The organism is Agromyces mariniharenae (assembly GCF_008122505.1).
Lineage (GTDB): Bacteria > Actinomycetota > Actinomycetes > Actinomycetales > Microbacteriaceae > Agromyces > Agromyces mariniharenae.
Genome location: NZ_VSSB01000002.1, coordinates 355,101 through 374,355, shown reverse-complemented (window position 1 = coordinate 374,355; position 19,255 = coordinate 355,101). Strand labels below are relative to the sequence as shown.

The window sequence follows — 19,255 nt, the reverse complement described above, 5'->3', positions numbered from 1 at the left end:
GGGACGGGGCCGCGCCGAAGGGGGCGACCGATGTCGGGCCACGCGTACCTCACGTTCTTCGACGACGCGCCGGGCGAGTCGCCCGCGGTCGGGCACGAGGACTGGATCGAGCTGCTGTCGTGGAACTGGGGCGTGACGGCGCAGGTCGGTCCAGGCGGTCCGGGCGGCGGCCCCGGCGGAGGCAGCGGGGGCGGCGCCGGTCGGCCCGATCCGTCGGCGCTCGTGTGGGAGCACGTCTTCGACGCGGCTTCCACGAGGCTGCTCGGGTTCGTGGCCTCGGGCCGGCGCATCCGCAAGGCCGAACTGCACGTGACCCGCGGCGGCGGGCACGGCGGACGCGACGCGTGGCTCGTCGTGACGATGGAGGACCTCGTCGTAACGTCGGTGCACACGACGGGCTCGGCCGACGGCGAGGTCGAGCAGACCGTCGGAATGGAGTTCCGCTCGGTGAAGTTCGCGTACCGGCGCCAACGGCCCGACGGGACGCTCGCCGAGCCGATGACGTTCTCGTGGAACGTCGCGACCGGCGCGGTCGGCACGACGCCGTGAGGAAGCGCCGGCGCTCGCGTCGGTGAAGCCGCGACCGGGGGCACGGATGCCGCGCGCCCCGGGTGTAGCGTCGAAGTCGATGACCGACGCGACGCCCCCGTTCTCCTGGCGCTCGATCATCCTCCCGGCCTACCTGCCGACGCTGCTGTTCTCGATCGGCGAGGGCGCGATCATCCCCGTCATCCCGGTCGTCGCGACCGACCGCGGCGCCTCGCTCGCGCTCGCGGGCCTCATCGCGGCCATGCTCATGGTCGGCGAGCTCGCGGGCGACCTGCCGGCCGGCTGGCTCGTCGCCCGCATCGGCGAGCGCAACGCCATGATCGGCGCGTCGCTGCTCGCCGTCATCGGCGTGCTCATCGCCCTCGCCTCCCCCACCGAGCTCGCCCTCGGCATCGGCATCTTCCTGCTCGGCCTCGCGACCGCCGTGTTCGGGCTCGCGCGGCACGCCTTCCTCACGAGCTACGTGCCCGAGGCGGTACGGGCGCGGGCGCTGTCGACGCTCGCGGGCGTGTTCCGCGCCGGCTGGGCCATCGGCCCGTTCGTCGCCGCCGCGCTCATCGCGTGGACCGGCTCGTCGGAGGTCGTGTTCTGGGTGCTCGTCGCGGCGTGCTTCGCGGTCGTCGTCGTGCTCATCGTGCTGCCCGACCCCGAGCGGGTGTTCGGGGCCGCGCGGCTCGTGCGCGAGGCATCCGCGGATGCCGCTGCGGCGGGCGCGGGCGACGGCTCGGACGTCGCGCGCACGGCCGGCGAGGCCGAGGCGGATGCCGCGTCGCACGGCGTGTTCCGCGCGATCGTGACCTACCGCGCGGTGCTGCTGCGCATCGGCAGCGGCGTCGGCCTGCTCGCGGCCGTCCGCGCGAGCCGCACGGTGATCCTGCCGCTGTGGGCGGTGTCGATCGGGATGCCGCCCGAGGCCGCCGCGCTCGTGATCGGCGTCTCGGCGGCGATCGACTTCGCCCTCTTCTACGTGAGCGGCCAGGTCATGGACCGGTTCGGCCGGCTCTGGAGCGCCATCCCGGGGCTCGTCGGCCTCGGCACGGGCCACCTCGTCCTCGCGTTCACGCACGACGTGCCCGGTGCCGAGGCGTGGTTCACGTTCGTGGCGCTGCTCTTCGGCGTCGCGAACGGCCTCTCGAGCGGCGTGATCCTCACGCTCGGCGCCGACCTCGCACCGAAGGCGAACCCGGCGCCGTTCCTCGGCGCGTTCCGCACGATCGGCGACGCGGGCCAAGCGGTCGCGCCGCTCATCCTCGCCGGCGTGACGTCGGCCGTCTCGATCATGGCCGCGAGCGCGACGATGGGCGTGCTCGGGTTCGTCGGCGCGGGCATCCTGTGGCTCTACGTGCCGCGGTACGTGCCGAATCCGCGTCGCTCGCGGCGGGCGGGCGGCTCGGAGGACTCTGGACCGCCGGAGCCGCCCGTCCCCGGCACCTGACGCTCAGCCGAGCTTGTCGCGCGCCGCCTCGGCGGCGTCGACGTCGTCCTTCGCCCGGTCGACGGCCACCTCGGCCTTGTTCCGCACCCGCTCGGCGTCGCGCTCGTCGCGCTCGGCGTCGACGATCTCGGATCGCAGCGCCTTGAGGCGCGTCTCGAGCTCGTGGCGTTCGTCGCGGAGCTCATCGGCGTTCCACTCGGCGGCCTTCAGCAGGTCCTCGGCCTCGGCGAGCGCCTTCGCGGCGGCGTCGAGGCGACCCTTCGCGTCCTGCACGTCGGCGTCGGCCTGCTCGCGGGCGGCGCGGGCGGCCGCCTCGCGCTCGGCCGCGGCATCCGCTTCGGCCTGCTCGTCGGTCTCCTCGCCCGTCGTGCCTGCGCCGGTCTTCTTCGCGGTACCGGTGGCGGCACTTGGCTTCGCCGCCCGCAGCTTCCGGGGTCGAGCAGCGGATGCCTCGCCGGCGACGGCCCCGTCGAGGTCGACGGGCTCGAAGCCCACCGCCTGCAGGCCGCGGGTGAGTCGTCCGGTGCGCAGGGCCTCGCCGGCGGCCTCGTCGACGGTGGCGGCGATGAGGGTCTGCTCGACCTCGTCGAGCACCGCCCGCGACGGCGAGCGGTCCGCGGCATCCGCGATGTGCGTCGCCTGGCGCAGCAGGCCCGCGATGAGCTGCCGGCGCTCGGCGCCCACGGTCGTGAGGGTCTTGCCGTCGCCGGCGGCCTGGGCGTCGCGCAGGTCGGCGCCGAGGTCGAGGAGCTCGTCGACGGCGTCGGGCTGCTCGCGCACGAGCCGGTTGAGGATCCACGCGGCGGGCGACGGCTTGCGGAACTCGCCGATGCGCTGGCCGAGCGCCTTGTCGTCGGCCTTCGCGTCCTTGGCGCGTGCGTTGCGGGCGGCGGTGAACTCCTCGGGCACGAGGGCGTAGAGCTCGTCGGCCGCGGCGGTCAGCGCATCGGTGGCCATGCGCTCCATCATGGCGCGGCGGCGCGCGGGGCGCGAAGGGTCACGCCGAGAAGTACACGACCGAGAGGATGACCGCCTGGCTCACGAACACGAACCCGCTCACGATGATCGCGGCGAGCGACACCCATCCCGGACCGTTGGCGGGGTCGCGCCTGAACTGCCGCCGGCCGAGCACGCCGAGGATGATGCCGCCGGCCGCGGCGACGAGCGCCGGTACCGCCGGCAGTGCGAGCGAAAGGACGCCCAGCAGCAGCCCGACGATCGCGAACAGCGGGACGCGTCGCCGCGCGGTGCTCCCGCCCTGGCGGTCGGCGCTCATCGAGCGAGTCCTTCGTCGGGCCGATGTTCGGTGCTGCGGAGGGCGGCGGTCATGCCCTCCAGTCAACCGCATGCGCCCGACCCGCTCGCCGTGTGCCCCGGTTGGGGGCCGCGTGTCCCGAGCAGATGGGGGGTGACTCGGCATCCCGCTCCGCTATGTTCGCAACGAGGGCCGGTCCCGGGGCCCGATGACGGAGGACGCGGATGACCCGATCCGAGCCCGCAGGCCGTAGGCAGCCTGCTTCAGGACCGCAGGAGGCTGCGGGCATCGTCGACCTGATGACGCCCGTCCGCGGCGTCGCCGCGGTCGACCCGATCGACGCACTGGTCGAGCGGATCGTCACCGAGGAGCACGACGCGCTGCGCCAGGCGTTCGCCGAGGGCGCGGAGTTCGCGGTGACCCACATGGAGTCGCCGAGCGAGCGGATGCTCCACCGCCTCGAGTGCGCATCCCTCGAGCCGCACCTCGACCTGCGGGCCCGCTGGAGCGCCGGCCACCGTCGGCGCCTGCACGACGACCGCACCTACCGGCTCCCGCTGCCCGCACTCGTCACCCGCGAGTCCGCGCGGGGTCTCTCGGGCGTGCGCAGCTGCAAGGTGTGCTGGCCGAACGTGCACGGCACCGAGCCGCGTCCGCTGCGCAGGCTGCAGGCCCGCGGCATCCGCTCGCATCACATCGGGCATGTGCTCTCGACCGACGACGGCCACTCGCTCGGCACCATCGTCCGCTCGGCGCACCAGACCGGCGCCGACCTGTTCGGCCAGCGGCAGGAGGTCGTCGAGATCATCACGACCGCGCGCACGATGCAGTACTCGCCGTCGGACCACGTCTTCATCTGGGACCTGCCCACCGACGAGGAGGCGATCCGCCGCAAGACCCAGCTCTTCGAGCGGTTCGGGCCGGGCTTCGCGCCGACGTACTGAGCGGGCGTTCGCACGTCCCCGCGTTGCAGGAAGAATCCCGCCCCGCCCCGCGTGTCGTGCGTTCGTCACCGGCGTGTCGCGCGGATCTTCCTGCACTCGGAGAATAAGCGTCACCGAGGACCCGTGGTCACCGAGGAACCCTTCAGTGGAAGACCGAACGGGCGGTGACGGTCACCTCGACCGGCACCTCGATCGGCACGAGGTCGGTGTGGATCGGCGCCCGCCAGACCGAGCGCAGCGTCACGGTCGCGCTGCGGCCGTCGGTCGAGCTGGCGCTCACGAGTACGACGTCGCCGAGATCGGTCGCCGCGTCCGAGAGGTACGCGCCCGCTGCGCGTTGCACCTCAGCATCCTCGAGGTCGAGCGTGAGCCGGCCGCCGTCGACGCGCACCGATTCGAGCGCCCACGCCTCGGCCGCAGCGAGCGCCGCGCCGTCGGCGACGGTGAACAGCCGCTTGCGCTCGAGGTAGAGCGTGGTCGCGGAGGCGACCACGAGGATGATCGCGAGCCCGAGCGCGCCGTAGCCGATCGTGAGGAGCAGCGTCGACCCGGTCTCGTCCCGCGCCGCGCGTGTTCGGAGCGTCCGCATCACGACGCACCCGCGAAGCGGGAGACGGTCTGCGTCGCGCTCGCCTCGACGGGCACGCTCCCGACGGCGGTGAGCGAGAGCACGTCGGGCACGAGCGGCAGCTCGACGCGGGCGACGACGGTGACGCTCACCCGCGCGCCCGGCTCGCCGCAGTCCGCGCGATCGCAGCGCACGGTGACGGATGCCGCGTCGGCATCGATCGCGTAGTCGGCGAGCGTGACGCGGACCGCACGTTCCACCGCGGCATCCGTGGCCCCCTGGTCTGAAGCCGTCACCGCGACGCGAGCAGCCTGCCGCGCCGCACCCTCGACGCCGAGCGCTCCCGCCTGCACCGCGGCAACCGCGAGCACGAGGTAGACGAGCGGCACGAGCAGGAGCATGCCGACCGTGAGGAACTCGAGCGAGGCCGAGCCCTGATCGCCTGCGAGGCGTCGCAGGACGCGCCGGGCGATGAGACGCATCGACTGCGGCTCAGTCGACCGACTCGAGTGCCGCATGACCCGACACCTCCAGGCCCCGCTCAACCCCCAGCAGGCCGACGACCGGCAACGTCGCGCGCACGGTCACCTCCACGGCCGGCACGCCGCCGACCGAGGTCGTTCCCGCGGTGATGTCGCGCGCGTACTCCGCGGAGATGGCCGTCGAGATGAGGTCGCGGGTCCGCGCCGTGCCGTCGCTCGCCGAGGAGCCGGCCAGCGCCGCGAACCTCGCGCCCTCGGCCGCCGCGTCGAGCAGCGTGTTGCGCACGTGCAGCGCGAGCGCGAGCTGCACGACCGCGAGCGCGAGCACCGTGAGCAGGACGCCGACGAGCGTGAACTCGGCGACCGCGGAGCCGCGCTCCTCGCGCGCCAGCGTCCCGAGCACCGAGCCCGAACGGCGCGCTCCCGGAGCCGCAGACCAGCGCCTCAGAACCCGAGGACCCGGCTGATCGCCTGATCGAACACGCCGCTCAGCGCGGGGCCGGCAAGGCCCCAGATCACGATGACCAATCCCGCGGTCATCAACGTGATCAGCACCCAGCCGGGCACGTCGCCGCGTTCCTCGCGCAACCGCGCGATGAGCTCTCGCATGGACCGTCCTTTCGTCGGCGCACCCCCCGGTGCGCGATCGGAGCGCCGACTCGGCGGGCATCAGAAGCCCGCCTGCAGCACGAGGTAGCCCGGGAACAGCGCGAATGCGACGGTCACGGGCAGGATCAAGAAGACGAGTGGCACGAGCATGGCTATCTCCTTGCGACCGGCCAGCTCGATGAGGGTGCGCTTGGCCCCTTCGCGCGCATCGCCCGCTTGGGACCGGAGCACCGCAGCCAGCGGCGCACCGCGATCGAGCGCGCCCAGCACCTGGTCGATCGCGCGGGAGAGGCCGGGATGGTCGAGGCCGTCGCGCAGCTCGGCGAGCGCACGACCGAGCGGAACACCCGTCCCGACCTCGCTCACCACGCGCGCGAACTCACCGGGAAGCTCGCCGGAGCCGGCGTTCGCGACGCGGCGGATCGCATCGAGCATGCCTTCGCCCGCCGTGAGGCTGAGCGTGAGGAACTCGAGCACGGTCGGCAGCTCCGCTGAGATGCGCGCGAGTCGTCGCCGTGCCCGGCGCTGCAGCGTCCAGTCGCGGAGGGCCGCGCCGAGCGCGCCGGCGAGCACCGGTGCGGCGATCCGCACGACGACGGGAAGCCCGCCGAACGTCGGGACGAACAGCGCGACGGCCGCGCCGATCACGAACCCTGCGGCGGCCCACGCGAGCTGCTCGCCGCGAAAGCGCTCGACGGATGCCGCGGCGCCGGCCTGGCGGAGGCGCTTGGCGATCGTCTCGTCGCCGCCGAGCCACGTCGACATGATCGTGCGTGCTCGGCGGGCGACCGGCCCGACGAGCACGCCGAGCACCGGACTCGGGTCCGCGGGTCGACGGTCGAGCAGCGCCCGCGCCGCGGGCGACAGGTCGGCGACGTAGGGCGCGACGCGCTCGACCAGTCTCGGCCGACCGAGGCGCGGCACCGCCGAGGCGACCAACCAGAGCCCGAGGCCGAGGACGGCGCCGAGCACCAGTCCGAGGGCGCCGATCACGTTCATCGCAGCCATCGGCGCTCCTCGGGGAGGCGCCCGAGCGCGATCATCGCGCGATAGGCGACGAAGGTCACGACGACGCCAACGACGATCAGCACGCTGCCCGCCGTCGAGTCGTAGGCGACGAGCGTCTCCTGTCGCGAGGCGAGGACGAGCAGCAGCAACCACGGCGCCGCCACTCCGAGGCGCGCGGCATTCCGGATCCAGGACTGGCGCGCGACGACCTCCGACCGCACGGCCGCATCCTCGCGCAGGTATCCGGCCAGTCCGCGCAGCACGGCGGTCACGTCACTCCCGCCGACCTCTCGCGCCATGCGCAGCGTCTCGAGGATGCGATCGGCCGTCGGATCGGCGAGCGTCGACTTCAGGCGGTCGATGCACTGGCCGAAGTTGCCGCTCCGCCCGAAGTCCGCCTCGAACTCGGCGAACGCCGGCCGCGTGACCGCGGGTCCGAGCTCGGCCAGCGCGGCGACGCTGTCGGGCAGCGACATCCCGGCTCGCACGGAGGCGACGAGGTGGTCGACGACGTCGGGCCACACCTCACGATTCGCGGCACGACGCCGCACGGCACGTGCGTTCACGACCATCGGCACCAGCGCCGCTCCGAGCACCGCCGCCACGGCCGTAAGGATCGGGACGTGGAACACCGCCTGGGCGAGCGCCCCGCCCACGAGCGCGAGCAGCAGGCAGACGATCGCCACCACCGGGATCGAGACACCGCCGAGCCCGGCGAGTGCGAGGGCATCGCGAGAGGAGTCGAATGCCCGGCGTCTCGACGTCGCCGTCGCTCGAGCCGGCCACAGCCACGGCGAGAGGACGAGGAGGACCCCGAGACCGAGGACGCCGCCCAGGATGAGGCTCATGCGGCATCCCGAGCGAGGACGATCGCGGGATCCAGCCCGACGGCGTCGTACTTCTCCCTGCGGGGCGGCAGCGCACCGGTGGGCACGAGCTGACCGCTGCGACGCGTGAAGATCGGCTCCAGCTCGACCACGCCGTCGACGGTTGCTCCCGACGTCGCCCCGACCTCGGCGACATGCCGGCCGCCATCGCGATCCATGCCGAGGTGCACGACGAGGTCGATGCAGCTCGCGACGGTCGGCACGACGAAGGACGCGTCGATGTTGCGACCCGCGAGCAACGGCAGCGTGCACAGCTTCGTGAGCGCATCGCGCGCCGTGTTGGCGTGGATGGTGCACATGCCGGGAACGCCCGAGTTGAGCGCGATGAGCAGGTCGAGGCTCTCGGCCTCGCGCACCTCGCCGACGATGAGACGGTCGGGTCGCATGCGCAGCGCCTCCTTGATGAGCCGCCGCAGCGTGATCTCGCCCGTGCCCTCCAGGCTCGGCTGGCGGCACTGCATCGACACGAGGTCGCGCACGTCGAGGTCGAGCTCGAACGTCTCCTCGACGGTCACGACGCGATCTCCGGTGCGCGCCGCCGACATCAGCGCATTCAACATGGTCGTCTTGCCGGTGTGCGTCGCACCCGACACGAGGATGTTGGCGCCGACGAGCACGCTCATGCGCAGGAACTCGGCCGCTTGCCGTGTGAGCGAGCCGAGCTCCACGAGCTGCGACAGCGAACGGATGCTGCGCCGGAACTTGCGGATGTTCACCGCCCAGTGCGCCCGCGTGACGTCGGGGATCACGACGTGGAGCCGCGACCCGTCGGGAAGGGAGGCGTCGACGAAGGGCGACGACAGGTCCACCCGGCGGCCGGAGTGCTGCAGCATCCGCTCGACGAGCTCGCGCACCTCGCGGTCGGAGAGCACGACCGGTGTCAGTTCGCCGACGCCGTCGCGGGCGACGAACACTCGCGTCGGCGCGTTGATCCAGATCTCCTCGACGCTCGGGTCGTCGAAGAACGGCTGCAGCGGGCCGTACCCGGTGATCGCCGCGACGACGTCGCGCGCGGTGCCCGACTCGTCGGCGAGCTGGGCGTGCGCACCGGCGAGCGCTCGCTCGCTGTAGCGGCGCACCTCCTCGTCGGCGAAGCGGCGAGCGGCCGTGCCGTCGGCCCCGAGATCAATGCCCTCGCGCAGGACCCTGGTGCGCACGCGCTCGGCGATCGTGCGCACGGGGTCGGTCATGGCTCCATCTTGGAGAAGCTCGGATGCCGCGGCCGGACTTATCCACAGCGGCATCCGCCACGCCGACCACGGCCGCCCACGACGGTCTCGGGTTCGAGTCCCTCACTTCCGCACCAGGGGAACCGGCGCGGAAGTGAGGTCTCACGAGTCGGCCAGGAGCCTGCAGGCCTTCTCCAGTTGCTTGTCCCCGCGGAGCACGGGCTCCTTCACGACCTCATTCGTGTCGAGGTCGAGGACCAGGGCTCCGACGAAGGCGAACGGCACCTGACCCGTGACCGTGAGGGTGACCGTGCCGTCGGGAGCGACCTTCACCTGGTCAGCGCCGACATCCATGATCCGGACGCTGCCGAACTCCGACGACGACGTACCCCTGATGCTGATCGTGGCCAGCTCGACGAGATTGCCGGCTCCGTCGACGAACTCCCGTTCGATACGGAAGCCCGAGATGGTCGTGGTGACGTCCACACCGCACTCCGCGGAGAGGAAGGTGTCGTGGAAGGTGTCCTCGAACGGAATGCGTTCGATCGACGGGGCTGCATGTGCGGGCGTCGAGCTCGCGAGCAGCAAGGCGATCGCGGAGATCGCGGTCGCAGCGCTGAGGTTCGTGCGCATGGTGTTCCTCCTTGGCGATGCGAGCAGCGACCCCTCGAGGTCGGATGGCTGCACGCCGTGCCGAGGCGAGGCTGCACGCCGCCAGTGAACCGCCCCTCGCACGGGGCCGCAAGACGATCGCCCACCCCAAGTCGGGGGTGGTCGACGGCGCGCGAGTCGACCGCACACTCACGACCTCAGCGGCCGTTGACCTTCTCGACCTGCATCACGAGGATCACGCGGTCGGCCTTGTCGGCCGGGGCCGCGGCATCCGGATCGCCGTAGCGGTTCGCGAGGTGCACGTAGAAGGCGCCCTCGGGGTCGGGCACGACCTCAGTGAGCCGGCCGCGCACCTCGACGTACCGGAACGGGCTCTCGGGGTCGAGCGCCTCGAGCGTCATGCGCGGGTCGTGCTGCAGGTTGCGGAATTTGGCGCGCTTGGTCGTGTGCGTGAAGCGGATGACCCCCGCTTCGCGGTCGAACTCGAACCACATGGGATTCACCTGCACGGTGCCGTGCTTGCGCACGGTGGCGAGGTGCCCGAAGACGGGCGCGTCGAGGATGCGGGCGAAGTGGTCGGTGAGTCCGTGGGTCATCCCGCCAGTCAAGCGCACCGCGGCATCCGTCTCGTGCACGGCTGCTCGAGCGGATGCCGCGAACGACCACGCCCGTCGGTCGCCGGTCAGTCGCCGGTCAGTTGCTCGTCCAGGGCGCGCGCCAGCCGCCGAGGTCCGCGGCGACGGACTCCGCCTGCGGCGGACCCCATGTTCCCGGCTTGTACGTGTGAACGGGCGGCGGGGAATCGAGCAGCGGCTGCAGCACCCGCCAGGCGGCCTCGACGGTGTCCTGACGGGCGAACCGCGGGGTCGCGCCGATGAGGGCGGCGTGCAGCAGCACCTCGTAGGGGGTGGGTCCGTCGCCGCCTTCCGCCGCGAACTGCATGTCGAGTTCGACAGGACTCGGGAGCGGGGCATCCGCTCGCTTCGCATTGAGCACGATGCGCACGCCGGTGTTCGGGTCGATCCGGAACACCAGCTCGTCGGGCGCGGTCTGGGCGTTCTGCAGCCCGAAGCCCAGCTTCGGCGACGGCTTGAAGACGAGTCGCACCTCGGTCTGCGTGAGCGGCAGCAGCTTGCCCGTGCGGATGAGGAAGGGGACGCCCGACCAGCGCCAATTCTCGATCTCGAGCTTGAGCGCCGCGAACGTCTCGGTCGTCGAGTCGGGCGCGACGCCCGGGAGGTCGTGGTAGCCCTCGAACTGGCCGCGCACGTAGTCGCGCGGATCGGCGTGTGCCATCGCACGGAACAGCGAGGTCTGCATGTCCTGCAGCGTGGTCGGGTCGCCGCCCGCGGGCGCCTCCATGGCGGTGGCCGCGACGACGAGCATGAGGTGGTTCACGACGACGTCGCGCAGTGCGCCGACGGGGTCGTAGAAGTGGCCGCGGTTGTCGAGCCCGAACTGCTCGGCCATCGTGATCTGCACGAACTTCACGTAGTTGCGGTTCCAGACGGGCTCGAGCATGGTGTTCGCGAACCGCAGATAGAGGATCTCCTCGAGGCCCATCTTGCCGAGGTAGTGGTCGACTCGGAACAGCTGCGACTCGTCGACGTACTGGTGCAGGTCGGCGGCGAGCGCGCGGGCCGACGCGAGGTCGTGCCCGAACGGCTTCTCGACGATGACGCGGGCGCCCGTCACGAGCCCGGCGCCGGCGATCCCCTTGACGACCGTCGCGAACAGGTTCGGCGGGATCTCGAGGTAGAACACCGGATGCCGCTTGCCCTCGATCGCGGCGGCGACCTTGGTGTACGTGGAGTCGTCGGCGAAGTCGCCCGAGACGTAGCTGAAGCGGGCGGCGAGGCGCGCGAAGACATCCTCGTCGAGCGGCTCCCCGGTCGCGACGATCGACGTGCGGGCGCGCTCGATGAGCTGGTCGACGGTCCAGTCGTCGACGGCCACGCCGACGATCGGCACGTCGAGCATGTTCCGCCGCTCGAGGCGGTAGAGCGATCGGAACGTCATGACGCGTGCGAGGTCGCCCGTGAGTCCGAAGATCACGAGTACGTCGCCGCGGGCGCCGGTCACCCCCTGGCGGCTGGCGAACATGCGGTCCATTGGCGCGTTCGAGGCAGTCTGGGCCGGCGCACCCGCCGTGGCATTCGTCGCGTTCGTGCCGCTCTCGGCATCCGTGGCCGGTGCCGTGTCGTTCGAGGCATCCGCGTTCGTCGCCATCGTGGCCCCCCGTCGCTCGGGCGGGCGTTCAGCGCCCGACCGCTCGTGGCCGATCGTCCCACGACGCGGGCGGCGCCCGCCAGTGCCCGTAGAGGTGCCGCCTAGACTGAACGGGCACTCGCGGGAGTGGTGGAATCGGTAGACACGCAGGATTTAGGTTCCTGTGCCTTCGGGCGTGAGGGTTCAAGTCCCTCCTTCCGCACTCAGGCTGACGCGCCGCCTCCCCCGACTTTCCGGGGCAGTTGGGCGGTGCCGCTGACCTGGAGACCAGCCGGTGACAACGGAATGGCAACAATCGCAGCCGACCGCGCCGTATTGAGGGCAATCAACACGGCCTCGAGGTCCTCGTCGAAGAGGTCGGCGTACACGTCGAGCGTCATGGCCGCTGAGGCATGGCCGAGCATGCGCTGAACCGCCTTGACGTTCGCCCCCGAGCTGATGGCGAGGCTCGCCGGATCCGAGCCTATGCGGGCGTCGTGCTGAGGGAGCCTCGCTTACTCGGCGGTGCGGCGCGTCGGGCCCACGTCCTCGGGGACCGCGGTATGCAGGGTCGGCTCGTACACGAGCTTCAAGGTGCGACCGTCGAGCACTGTCGTGTCGACCAGGTCGAGGTCGAACTCGGCCCCGTCTTGAAAGAGGGCGGCGTATCCGGCCTTGCCGGTGATGGCGGGGAACACCATCACCTCGAGCCGGTCAACGACGCCGGCCGCGAGCAGTGCGCGATTCAGCGAGATGCTGCCGTGCGACCGCAGCGGGACGTCCGTGGTCTCCTTCAGGCGTCTGATCGCGGCGACCGCGTCCTCGGCGAGCACCGTCGAGTTCTCCCAGCCCGGATCCTTCGGGTCGAGCGTGCTCGAGAACACGAGCTTCGGCATCTCGTTCAGGCGGTCGTAGTACGGCTCATCGAACAGCTTCACAAACTTCGCAAACTCGCGGAACGTCGTCGCGCCGAGGACCAAGACCTGGTCCCGCTCGAAGGTGTCCACGCGGTCTTGCCGCAGCTGGGGACCTTCCTTGCCCCAGTATCCCGGCCAGCCCTCGGCCGAGCCGTAGCCGTCGAGGCTCATGAAGTAATCGACAGTCAGAGTGGTGGTCATGTCATTCGTCCTCTCGCAGCCGCCTCCAGTTAGCGGCTTCACTGGTGCTACGAACTGCGGCGGCTCAATTCGACAGGCTCCCACTGAGGTTGCCACCCGACACGGTTGTACCAGTTGCTCCGGATCCAATGGTCCACGGGTCAGTCACCGGACGTCCGCAAACAGACCGGCTATCGGGCGGGAGGGGATGCCAAGTTCCTCTCACATGCATCGCTGTTGGGCCGCGGTCTCGAGCCTTCGACCGGTAGCGTGATGGGTTCGCGCGCACTTGCGCTCGCACAGGTGCTCAATGAGGAGGCGTCGACTGTGAGGTCTCTTGTCGGCAAGGTCAGCGGTGTCGGAGTAGCGCTGCTCTTTCTCAGCGGCTGCGCAAGCGGGGCAGGAGCGGCAGATCCGGGCGCGACGGCGGGGGCCATCGAGCTCGCCGTGTCTGAGACATGCGCTGCAAATTCCGCGCCTGAGTGCGTCGACGTGAATGGCGAATACGTGATAGTGCCGGATGCAGGTTTCTCGCGGGCTGAAGTCGAGTCCGTTGCGGTCGCCGGCGATGAGGCGGGCAACGCTGTCGACGTCACGCTCACGAGCGAGGGCGCGGCAATCCTCGAGTCCGCCACGACGGAAGCCGCGCAAGCTGGGGACGACGCTCGCCTGGTGATCAAGGTCGGGGGCGAGGTGCTTTCTGCGGTGGCCGTTGCCGAACCGCTTGAAGGCGAGCACTTCCTTCTGGCGCTGCCTCCGGAGTTGAGCGCCGAGGAGTTCACCGAGCGAATTGGACGAGACTGACCCTTCACCCGGCAGGGGACGCCCCATCTTCACTTAGGGATCCTGCGTAGTCCTCCTGTGCTCGCCACATATAGCCTCGGTGCGTGTCCGTAACCTTCACCTACTTTGCCGCACCCGACGACGAGGCAGCTGCGGCGACCATCGACTGGCCTGGAGGGCCAGCCCGGGCCCCTACCGAAGAGCGGTCTCCTCGGCATGTTTCGGCGGAGACCGACAGCGCCGTCGCTAGCAACGGGTTCCCGTCCGTCGAAGGCGGATTTGATCCGGTGATGCAGGCAGGAACGCTGACGGCCATCCTGGCCGAGCGTGACTACGACGAGATAAGTGGGGAACCTGGCTGGGGACGACTCATCGCGGCGCGCGACGGTGGTGAGGGCTTGGTGCTGGCGTTGCCGCCCGCAGTAGGCGATCTCCTCGCCGACCGCTCGGCGGCTCGACTCGAGCAGGCTGCTGTGGCGTGGGCGGAGACTGAAGAGTTCTGGGGCCAGGCAGATCCGGGTTCGCTCGGAGGCATGCTCGGCGAACTCCGCGAGCTCGCGCGGACGGCGCGATCAACCGGATCCCAGCTGTACTGCTGGATCTGTGTGTAGGTCATGACCCACCTCCTGCGATCCCGCTGAGGGATCCCTCAAAGGGAGGGATTGCACCATCAACAGCCTGAGATGCGCGAACGACGAGGGCCGGCCGCTTGAGCGCGCTGTTAGCTCCGAAGCGGAGCCAAGTCAGCTGTCGCTGAGGGATCCCTCAGAGAACTTATCGATTGCGAGATGCGGGCCGGCATCCTGTCTGTTCCAACTGACGACGGCCTCACTTAAGCTCTGACCCATGCCCAGGAACCCGAATGGCCGGCTCCAGGTGGTATGCGGGCCGATGTTCGCCGGCAAGTCCGAGGAGCTGCTGCGGCGGGTGCGCCGCGCGCAACTTGCCGGACTCGCCGTCGAGGTCGTCAACCACGCGCTTGACGATCGGCACGCCGCGGGCCGGGTGGCCTCGCACTCGGGGCTCAGCATCGCGTCCCGATCAGTGCCCGACGTCGAGTCGCTGGTGGAGCTGGTCGGCGATCGCGAGCTAGACATGCTGGCTATCGACGAAGCCCAGTTCTTCGGGCCGGAGCTCGTCCCGACGGTGAGCAGGCTGGCGCTCACCGGGATGTCGGTGGTCGTCGCCGGTCTCTGCGTGACGTTCGACGGCCGCCCCTTCGAGCCCCTCCCGTCGCTCATGGCGCTCGCCGAGGACGTGACGAAGCTCACAGCCGTATGCGCCGTCTGCGGGCAGGACGCCGCGTTCCATCAGCGCGTCCTCGCCGACGATGTCGCGGACGCTCGCGTCGCGACCGCCGAGCACGTGGGCGGCATCGAGTCGTATCAGGCTCGCTGTAGGCAACACTTCGGCGAACGAGGCCGTCGCTCACCGTAATGCGTACACTCCGATTCGAACGAGAGCGCCACGAGCGCACTATCCGGGATCTCATCAACGGGTGGCGCTGAGGGATCCTCTTACGAACGTCCGCCGGCGGACCATGCCATCGAGCGAATACGGACACCCGTGGCAACAAAATGGCAGCAACCGTTGTGATTACGGGCCAATCTGGAGACTGAGCCGGCATTCATCTGAGGCGGAATTCCGCGAATCCGGACTTCGGTCGCACGTTGTCAGGGCACCGTTTCGGGTTCAAGTCCCTCCTTCCGCACGACGACACGTCGCACGACGGGAGCCCGAGCCGGGTCGGGCGGATCAGCGGCTCACAGCGCCCTGGTGATGCTGGCCGCCGGTGTCCGCGTCGTCGGCGGTGGCGGGGATCGTGTTCGCGAGCGTGAGCACCAGGATCACCGCCGTGAGGAAGGCGATCAGCAGCCCGCCGGCCGCCCTGTTGGTGAGCCGGTCGGTATGGTGACCCTCCGTGAGTTCGTGCATCAGTTCGTCTCCGTTCGCGTTCGGGTCCCGCAGTCGGGGGTCGAAGGTTCGACAGTCCATCGAAGCGCGATGAGGCGCGATTCAGCCACCCCTTGACAGCGTTTGCAGTCGGGGAGTTCTCCGCCGGCCGGCGGTGCGGCAAAGCATGCGCCGCGGCGTCTACGGTGGAGGACATGCGCGCGCGTCACCCGGCCTCCGCCGACCGCAAGCGACGGGCGACCCGATGAGCGCCGCGATCGACGCCTTCGTCGAGCGAGTCGCGGATGCCGCGGCCGGACCGAACGCCGCCAACATGTTCGATCGGTCCGATCCGACGAACGGCGTGCGGCGTCGCAACCTCACCCTGTACCTCGAGCAGCTCGCCGAGCGCGGCGCGACGACGCTGCTCGTCGGCGAGGCGCCCGGCTATCGGGGCATGCGCATCACGGGCGTGCCGTTCACGAACACGGCGATCCTCGCCCGCGGCATCCCGGCGTTCGACCTGCTCGGGACCGCGAACGGGTACGAACTGCCCGATCCGCTGCCGGCCGTCGCGGCCGAGCCGACCGCGACCGTGATGTGGTCGACGCTCGTCGAGCTCGACTTCGTGCCCGTGCTGTGGAGCGCCTGCCCGCTGCATCCGCATCGGCCGGGTGCGCCGCTCACCAATCGCAAGCCGACCGCGTCCGAGACCACAGTCTGGACGTGGTCGTGGCAGGAACTCGAGCGGATCTTCCCGATTCGCTCGGTCGTCGCCGTCGGCAACGTCGCCGCCGAGGCGCTCGCGCGGGCCGGCCGGGCGGTGCCGCGCGTGCGGCACCCAGCACACGGCGGGCGGGTCGAGTTCGCGGACGGGCTGCGTGCGTTGATTGCCGATGGCGTGATCAGCTAGCCCTGTTCTAAAATCGAACACACCGTTCGACTACCGAAGCAGGAGCCCATGCCCGCCGCCACCGACGAGTCCACGCCCGGCACCCAGTCGCAGACGCTGTCGCGCGGCATCCGGGTGCTCGAGATCCTCGCCGATGCGCGCGAGCCGCTCTCGATCGACGAGCTGGCGCAGCGCCTCGGCGTGCACCGGTCGGTCGCCTACCGGCTGCTGCGCACGCTCGAGGCGCACCGCCTCACGGTGCGCGACGCGCGCGGGCGCATCACGCTCGGCGCCCGGCTCGCCGCACTCGCGGCGGGCGTCGCGCACGACCTGCAGGCGGAGGCGCTGCCCGAGCTCACCGCCGCGGCGAACGACCTCGGCATGACGTGCTTCCTCGCGGTGCTCGACGGCGACGAGATCGTCACGCTCACGAGCGTCGAGCCTCGCCACGCGATCGCGTCGGTCGCGCAGCGTCCGGGCACGCGGCACTCCATCGGCGTCGGCGCTCCGGGCAAGGTCATCCGCACGCTCACGCCGCTGACCGAGTGGCCCGACGACGTGGATGTCGCGCACCGGACCGAGCTCGAGGAGGCCCGCGCGCAGGGCTACGCGATCAGCCACGACGAGGTCATCCCCGGCCTGCGGTCGACGGCCGTGCCGCTGCAGCTGCCGAGCGGGCAACCGGCCGCACTCGCGGTCGTCTACGTGTCGAGCGGCCGGACCGACCCCGAGATCGCCGAGCGGCTCACTGCGGCGTCGCGGTCGATCCGCAGCGCCCTCGGCGCCTGAGGACCGAACTCAGCTCACGCCCTCGCCGGCTGCGCCTGCCTCGCCGAGAGGATCGGCCGGAAGAACGCCGCGAGCTCGTCGGTCGCCGCGAGCGGCAGCACGTTCGCCACGTACTGGTCGGGACGCACCACCACGACGGCTCCCGCGCGGTCGATGCCGCGCTGCTCGAAGACGTCGTCGGCCGGGTCGGCGGCGTACACCTTCTCGTAGTCGGTGAGCTGGAACGGCCCGCTCGCCGGCAGGAACACCCGCGGCACGGCGCCGAGGTCGACGTCGGTGTAGGCCTGCTGGTAGACGACCTTCACGTCGAACCACGCGTCGCGGTCGGCGCCCTCGGGCGTCGCCGCGAGCGGCGAGTCGGGCGCGGTCGCCAGCCAGTCGGCGAGGTCGGCGACGGCGGATGCCTCGCCCGCGCGAGCGGCGTCGGCGAACACGTAGATGCGCCACCGGCCGTCGGCCGTCGCGTGGTGGCCGAGGTGCACCGGGTTCCCGTCGCACACGCGCGTGACCATCGCGGACTTGAACCGCTTGCCGATCGGGTAGCCCTCGGCGAGCGCCTGGTGCTCCCCCGCGCCCACGATGAGCGACGGCGCGTACTGGGTCATGAAGCCGGCCGGGAACTCGAACGTCGCCGCGTAGAACTCCTCGAGCTCGTCGGGCGACGAGAACTCCTCGGGCTTCTTCGCCATCATCGAGGACCATTGCTTGTCGAAGTCGATGAGGCTCTGCGCCACCACCTGGCGCTCGGCGGAGTACGTGGCGAGCAGCGCCTCGGGAGCGCGGCCCTCGAGCACGTGGCCGAGCTTCCAGCCGAGGTTCCAGCCGTCCTGCATCGACACGTTCATGCCCTGGCCGGCCTTCGCGCTGTGCGTGTGGCAGGCGTCGCCGGCGATGAACACGCGCGGGGTGCGGGTGCCCGCGGCATCCGTCTCGACGTCGTCGAACCGGTCGGTGAGGCGATGGCCGACCTCGTAGACGCTGTGCCACGCGACGTCCTTCACGTCGAGCGTGTAGGGGTGCAGGATCTCGTTGGCTCGGGCGATGACCTGCTCGATCGTGGTCTGGCGCACGTGGTGGTGGTCGTCGAGCGGCACCTCGCCGAGGTCGACGTACATGCGGAAGAGGTAGCCGCCCTCGCGCGGGATGAGCAGGATGCTGCCGGCCTCGGACTGGATCGACGCCTTGAGGCGGATGTCGGGGAAGTCGGTGACGGCGAGCACGTCCATGACGCCCCACGCGTGGTTGGCCTGGTCGCCGGCCATGTGGCATCCGATCGCCGAGCGCACCTTGCTGCGTGCGCCGTCGGCGCCCAGGACGTACTTGGCCCGCACGACGCGGGGCTCGCCCGCCTGCTCCCCGGCAGTGCGCACGAGGTGCACCGTGACCGGGTACTCGGCGCCGTCGGCCGCGTCGGCGACCTCGAGCCGCTCGAAGTCGTAGCCGTAGTCGGGCTTGGCTCGCGTGGGCGACTTCGCCATGACGTCGCCGAAGTAGTCGAGCACGCGCGCCTGGTTCACGAGGAGGTGGGGGAACTCGCTGACGCCGGCGGGGTCGTCGGGCGTGCGCTTGACCCGCACGATGTTCGACGGGTCGGCGGGGTCGGGCTTCCAGAACACCATCTCGGTCTGCCAGAACGCCTCGGCGATGATCTCCTGCGCGAACCCGAACGCCTGGAACGTCTCGACGCTGCGCGCCTGGATGCCGTCGGCCTGCCCGATCTCGAGCCGGCCGGGCCGGCGGTCGACGATGCGCGTCATCACGTCGGGGAACTGCGAGAGCTGCGCCGCGGCGATCATGCCCGCGGGGCCGGCGCCGACGATGAGCACGTCGACCTCGTCGGGAAGCTCCTCGGGCCGGTCCAACCCGACGCCCGCGGCGGGCTTCACCCGGGGATCTCCGGACACGTAGCCGTGGTGGTGGAACTGCACGGGCTCTCCTCACTCCATCGTGTGGCGGCGATCAGTGTTCGATTATCGAACATCACATTCACATATCGCGCATATCGATGGTAGAGCGCGTCATCGCGTCGAGCAAGCCGAGCGGATGCCGCGGCGACGCGGCATCCACTGCGCTCG

Annotated in this window: 23 protein-coding genes, 1 tRNA gene and 1 pseudogene; 9 read left to right on the top strand and 16 right to left on the bottom strand. The window is 70.9% G+C overall.

The window, feature by feature from the left end:
* Positions 1-30: 30 nt before the first annotated feature.
* Positions 31-549, top strand: a complete 519-nt coding sequence (locus FYC51_RS15085) for an Hcp family type VI secretion system effector (protein ID WP_148734617.1) — start codon at positions 31-33, stop codon at positions 547-549.
* Positions 550-628: 79 nt separating this feature from the next.
* Entirely contained in the window at positions 629-1,984 is a 1,356-nt protein-coding gene (locus tag FYC51_RS15080) for an MFS transporter (RefSeq protein WP_148734616.1), read from the top strand.
* A 3-nt stretch (positions 1,985-1,987) separates the two neighbouring features.
* Here the strand turns inward: FYC51_RS15080 and FYC51_RS15075 are convergent, their stop codons facing one another.
* Together FYC51_RS15075 and FYC51_RS15070 are read right to left on the bottom strand one after the other, a co-directional pair.
* Positions 1,988-2,941 (bottom strand): hypothetical protein, encoded by a 954-nt coding sequence (locus FYC51_RS15075; RefSeq protein WP_148734615.1) that lies wholly within the window; start codon positions 2,939-2,941, stop codon positions 1,988-1,990.
* 40 nt (positions 2,942-2,981) lie between these two features.
* Positions 2,982-3,260 (bottom strand): hypothetical protein, encoded by a 279-nt coding sequence (locus FYC51_RS15070; protein ID WP_148734614.1) that lies wholly within the window; start codon positions 3,258-3,260, stop codon positions 2,982-2,984.
* Between the two features lie 278 nt (positions 3,261-3,538).
* Between FYC51_RS15070 and FYC51_RS15065 the strand changes: the two genes are divergently transcribed.
* The gene (locus tag FYC51_RS15065) at positions 3,539-4,183 is read left to right on the top strand and encodes a hypothetical protein (RefSeq protein WP_148734613.1); all 645 of its coding nucleotides are present in this window, start codon (positions 3,539-3,541) and stop codon (positions 4,181-4,183) included.
* A 142-nt stretch (positions 4,184-4,325) separates the two neighbouring features.
* On the opposite strand, the gene FYC51_RS15060 is transcribed toward FYC51_RS15065, so the two are convergent.
* The 10 genes from FYC51_RS15060 to zwf all read right to left on the bottom strand — a co-directional run bounded on the left by FYC51_RS15060 (position 4,326) and on the right by zwf (position 11,747).
* Positions 4,326-4,772, bottom strand: coding sequence for a pilus assembly protein TadG-related protein (locus FYC51_RS15060; protein ID WP_148734612.1), 447 nt, complete (start codon positions 4,770-4,772; stop codon positions 4,326-4,328).
* Complete coding sequence (locus FYC51_RS15055) at positions 4,772-5,233, bottom strand: hypothetical protein (protein ID WP_148734611.1); 462 nt, start codon at positions 5,231-5,233, stop codon at positions 4,772-4,774. The genes FYC51_RS15060 and FYC51_RS15055 overlap by 1 nt, the downstream gene beginning before the upstream one ends.
* A 10-nt stretch (positions 5,234-5,243) precedes the next feature.
* Positions 5,244-5,636, bottom strand: a complete 393-nt coding sequence (locus FYC51_RS15050; protein ID WP_238476406.1) for a TadE/TadG family type IV pilus assembly protein — start codon at positions 5,634-5,636, stop codon at positions 5,244-5,246.
* 41 nt (positions 5,637-5,677) lie between these two features.
* Positions 5,678-5,842 (bottom strand): hypothetical protein, encoded by a 165-nt coding sequence (locus FYC51_RS19340; RefSeq protein ID WP_187432685.1) that lies wholly within the window; start codon positions 5,840-5,842, stop codon positions 5,678-5,680.
* A gap of 60 nt (positions 5,843-5,902) precedes the next feature.
* Positions 5,903-6,850, bottom strand: coding sequence for a type II secretion system F family protein (locus FYC51_RS15045; RefSeq protein WP_238476405.1), 948 nt, complete (start codon positions 6,848-6,850; stop codon positions 5,903-5,905).
* Positions 6,838-7,698: a type II secretion system F family protein gene (locus FYC51_RS15040; protein ID WP_148734610.1), complete on the bottom strand. Its 861-nt coding sequence runs from the start codon at positions 7,696-7,698 to the stop codon at positions 6,838-6,840. Before FYC51_RS15040 ends, FYC51_RS15045 begins: the two co-directional genes overlap by 13 nt.
* A complete protein-coding gene (locus FYC51_RS15035; RefSeq protein ID WP_148734609.1) occupies positions 7,695-8,927 on the bottom strand; it encodes a TadA family conjugal transfer-associated ATPase in 1,233 nt (410 codons plus the stop codon). Before FYC51_RS15035 ends, FYC51_RS15040 begins: the two co-directional genes overlap by 4 nt.
* 141 nt (positions 8,928-9,068) lie before the next feature.
* Positions 9,069-9,539, bottom strand: a complete 471-nt coding sequence (locus FYC51_RS15030) for a hypothetical protein (protein ID WP_148734608.1) — start codon at positions 9,537-9,539, stop codon at positions 9,069-9,071.
* A 176-nt stretch (positions 9,540-9,715) separates the two neighbouring features.
* Complete coding sequence (locus tag FYC51_RS15025) at positions 9,716-10,114, bottom strand: PPOX class F420-dependent oxidoreductase (RefSeq protein WP_148734607.1); 399 nt, start codon at positions 10,112-10,114, stop codon at positions 9,716-9,718.
* 97 nt (positions 10,115-10,211) lie between these two features.
* Positions 10,212-11,747, bottom strand: coding sequence for a glucose-6-phosphate dehydrogenase (zwf, locus tag FYC51_RS15020; RefSeq protein WP_222863292.1), 1,536 nt, complete (start codon positions 11,745-11,747; stop codon positions 10,212-10,214).
* A gap of 120 nt (positions 11,748-11,867) precedes the next feature.
* On the opposite strand from zwf, the gene FYC51_RS15015 reads away from it, so the two are divergent.
* Positions 11,868-11,949 (top strand) — tRNA-Leu (locus tag FYC51_RS15015).
* A gap of 1 nt (position 11,950) precedes the next feature.
* Here the strand turns inward: FYC51_RS15015 and FYC51_RS19335 are convergent.
* Both FYC51_RS19335 and FYC51_RS15005 read right to left on the bottom strand, forming a co-directional pair.
* Positions 11,951-12,238: pseudogene (locus FYC51_RS19335) on the bottom strand (hypothetical protein); the annotation flags it as partial.
* Positions 12,239-12,241: 3 nt separating this feature from the next.
* Positions 12,242-12,844: a dihydrofolate reductase family protein gene (locus FYC51_RS15005; protein ID WP_148734606.1), complete on the bottom strand. Its 603-nt coding sequence runs from the start codon at positions 12,842-12,844 to the stop codon at positions 12,242-12,244.
* Between the two features lie 105 nt (positions 12,845-12,949).
* Between FYC51_RS15005 and FYC51_RS15000 the strand changes: the two genes are divergently transcribed.
* The 3 genes from FYC51_RS15000 to FYC51_RS14990 all read left to right on the top strand — a co-directional run bounded on the left by FYC51_RS15000 (position 12,950) and on the right by FYC51_RS14990 (position 15,043).
* Positions 12,950-13,627: a hypothetical protein gene (locus FYC51_RS15000; protein ID WP_148734605.1), complete on the top strand. Its 678-nt coding sequence runs from the start codon at positions 12,950-12,952 to the stop codon at positions 13,625-13,627.
* 83 nt (positions 13,628-13,710) lie between these two features.
* Positions 13,711-14,217 carry a hypothetical protein gene (locus tag FYC51_RS14995; protein ID WP_148734604.1) on the top strand — a complete coding sequence of 169 codons (507 nt, stop codon included), beginning with the start codon at positions 13,711-13,713 and terminating at the stop codon, positions 14,215-14,217.
* A 235-nt stretch (positions 14,218-14,452) separates the two neighbouring features.
* Entirely contained in the window at positions 14,453-15,043 is a 591-nt protein-coding gene (locus FYC51_RS14990) for a thymidine kinase (protein ID WP_148734603.1), read from the top strand.
* 318 nt (positions 15,044-15,361) lie between these two features.
* Here the strand turns inward: FYC51_RS14990 and FYC51_RS14985 are convergent, their stop codons facing one another.
* Positions 15,362-15,541 (bottom strand): hypothetical protein, encoded by a 180-nt coding sequence (locus FYC51_RS14985; protein WP_148734602.1) that lies wholly within the window; start codon positions 15,539-15,541, stop codon positions 15,362-15,364.
* A gap of 223 nt (positions 15,542-15,764) precedes the next feature.
* On the opposite strand from FYC51_RS14985, the gene FYC51_RS14980 reads away from it, so the two are divergent.
* Together FYC51_RS14980 and FYC51_RS14975 are read left to right on the top strand one after the other, a co-directional pair.
* The gene (locus FYC51_RS14980) at positions 15,765-16,412 is read left to right on the top strand and encodes a uracil-DNA glycosylase (RefSeq protein ID WP_148734601.1); all 648 of its coding nucleotides are present in this window, start codon (positions 15,765-15,767) and stop codon (positions 16,410-16,412) included.
* A gap of 48 nt (positions 16,413-16,460) precedes the next feature.
* Positions 16,461-17,180, top strand: a complete 720-nt coding sequence (locus FYC51_RS14975; protein WP_148734600.1) for an IclR family transcriptional regulator — start codon at positions 16,461-16,463, stop codon at positions 17,178-17,180.
* 14 nt (positions 17,181-17,194) lie between these two features.
* On the opposite strand, the gene FYC51_RS14970 is transcribed toward FYC51_RS14975, so the two are convergent.
* Positions 17,195-19,108, bottom strand: a complete 1,914-nt coding sequence (locus FYC51_RS14970) for an FAD-binding monooxygenase (RefSeq protein ID WP_148734599.1) — start codon at positions 19,106-19,108, stop codon at positions 17,195-17,197.
* Positions 19,109-19,255 lie beyond the last annotated feature (147 nt).

What these genes read in the sequence shown, in the direction of transcription:
- zwf (WP_222863292.1), bottom strand. Translation starts at nt 11,747, where the DNA reads ATGGCGACGAACGCGGATGCCTCGAACGACACGGCACCGGCCACGGAT.
- FYC51_RS15005 (WP_148734606.1), bottom strand. Translation starts at nt 12,844, where the DNA reads ATGACCACCACTCTGACTGTCGATTACTTCATGAGCCTCGACGGCTAC.
- FYC51_RS15085 (WP_148734617.1), top strand. Translation starts at nt 31, where the DNA reads ATGTCGGGCCACGCGTACCTCACGTTCTTCGACGACGCGCCGGGCGAG.
- FYC51_RS15065 (WP_148734613.1), top strand. Translation starts at nt 3,539, where the DNA reads ATGACGCCCGTCCGCGGCGTCGCCGCGGTCGACCCGATCGACGCACTG.
- FYC51_RS19340 (WP_187432685.1), bottom strand. Translation starts at nt 5,842, where the DNA reads ATGCGAGAGCTCATCGCGCGGTTGCGCGAGGAACGCGGCGACGTGCCC.
- FYC51_RS15055 (WP_148734611.1), bottom strand. Translation starts at nt 5,233, where the DNA reads ATGCGTCTCATCGCCCGGCGCGTCCTGCGACGCCTCGCAGGCGATCAG.
- FYC51_RS15075 (WP_148734615.1), bottom strand. Translation starts at nt 2,941, where the DNA reads ATGGCCACCGATGCGCTGACCGCCGCGGCCGACGAGCTCTACGCCCTC.
- FYC51_RS14975 (WP_148734600.1), top strand. Translation starts at nt 16,461, where the DNA reads ATGCCCGCCGCCACCGACGAGTCCACGCCCGGCACCCAGTCGCAGACG.
- FYC51_RS15030 (WP_148734608.1), bottom strand. Translation starts at nt 9,539, where the DNA reads ATGCGCACGAACCTCAGCGCTGCGACCGCGATCTCCGCGATCGCCTTG.
- FYC51_RS14980 (WP_148734601.1), top strand. Translation starts at nt 15,765, where the DNA reads ATGAGCGCCGCGATCGACGCCTTCGTCGAGCGAGTCGCGGATGCCGCG.
- FYC51_RS15070 (WP_148734614.1), bottom strand. Translation starts at nt 3,260, where the DNA reads ATGAGCGCCGACCGCCAGGGCGGGAGCACCGCGCGGCGACGCGTCCCG.
- FYC51_RS15040 (WP_148734610.1), bottom strand. Translation starts at nt 7,698, where the DNA reads ATGAGCCTCATCCTGGGCGGCGTCCTCGGTCTCGGGGTCCTCCTCGTC.
- FYC51_RS15080 (WP_148734616.1), top strand. Translation starts at nt 629, where the DNA reads ATGACCGACGCGACGCCCCCGTTCTCCTGGCGCTCGATCATCCTCCCG.
- FYC51_RS15025 (WP_148734607.1), bottom strand. Translation starts at nt 10,114, where the DNA reads ATGACCCACGGACTCACCGACCACTTCGCCCGCATCCTCGACGCGCCC.
- FYC51_RS15060 (WP_148734612.1), bottom strand. Translation starts at nt 4,772, where the DNA reads ATGCGGACGCTCCGAACACGCGCGGCGCGGGACGAGACCGGGTCGACG.
- FYC51_RS15045 (WP_238476405.1), bottom strand. Translation starts at nt 6,850, where the DNA reads ATGGCTGCGATGAACGTGATCGGCGCCCTCGGACTGGTGCTCGGCGCC.
- FYC51_RS14985 (WP_148734602.1), bottom strand. Translation starts at nt 15,541, where the DNA reads ATGCACGAACTCACGGAGGGTCACCATACCGACCGGCTCACCAACAGG.
- FYC51_RS15035 (WP_148734609.1), bottom strand. Translation starts at nt 8,927, where the DNA reads ATGACCGACCCCGTGCGCACGATCGCCGAGCGCGTGCGCACCAGGGTC.
- FYC51_RS14990 (WP_148734603.1), top strand. Translation starts at nt 14,453, where the DNA reads ATGCCCAGGAACCCGAATGGCCGGCTCCAGGTGGTATGCGGGCCGATG.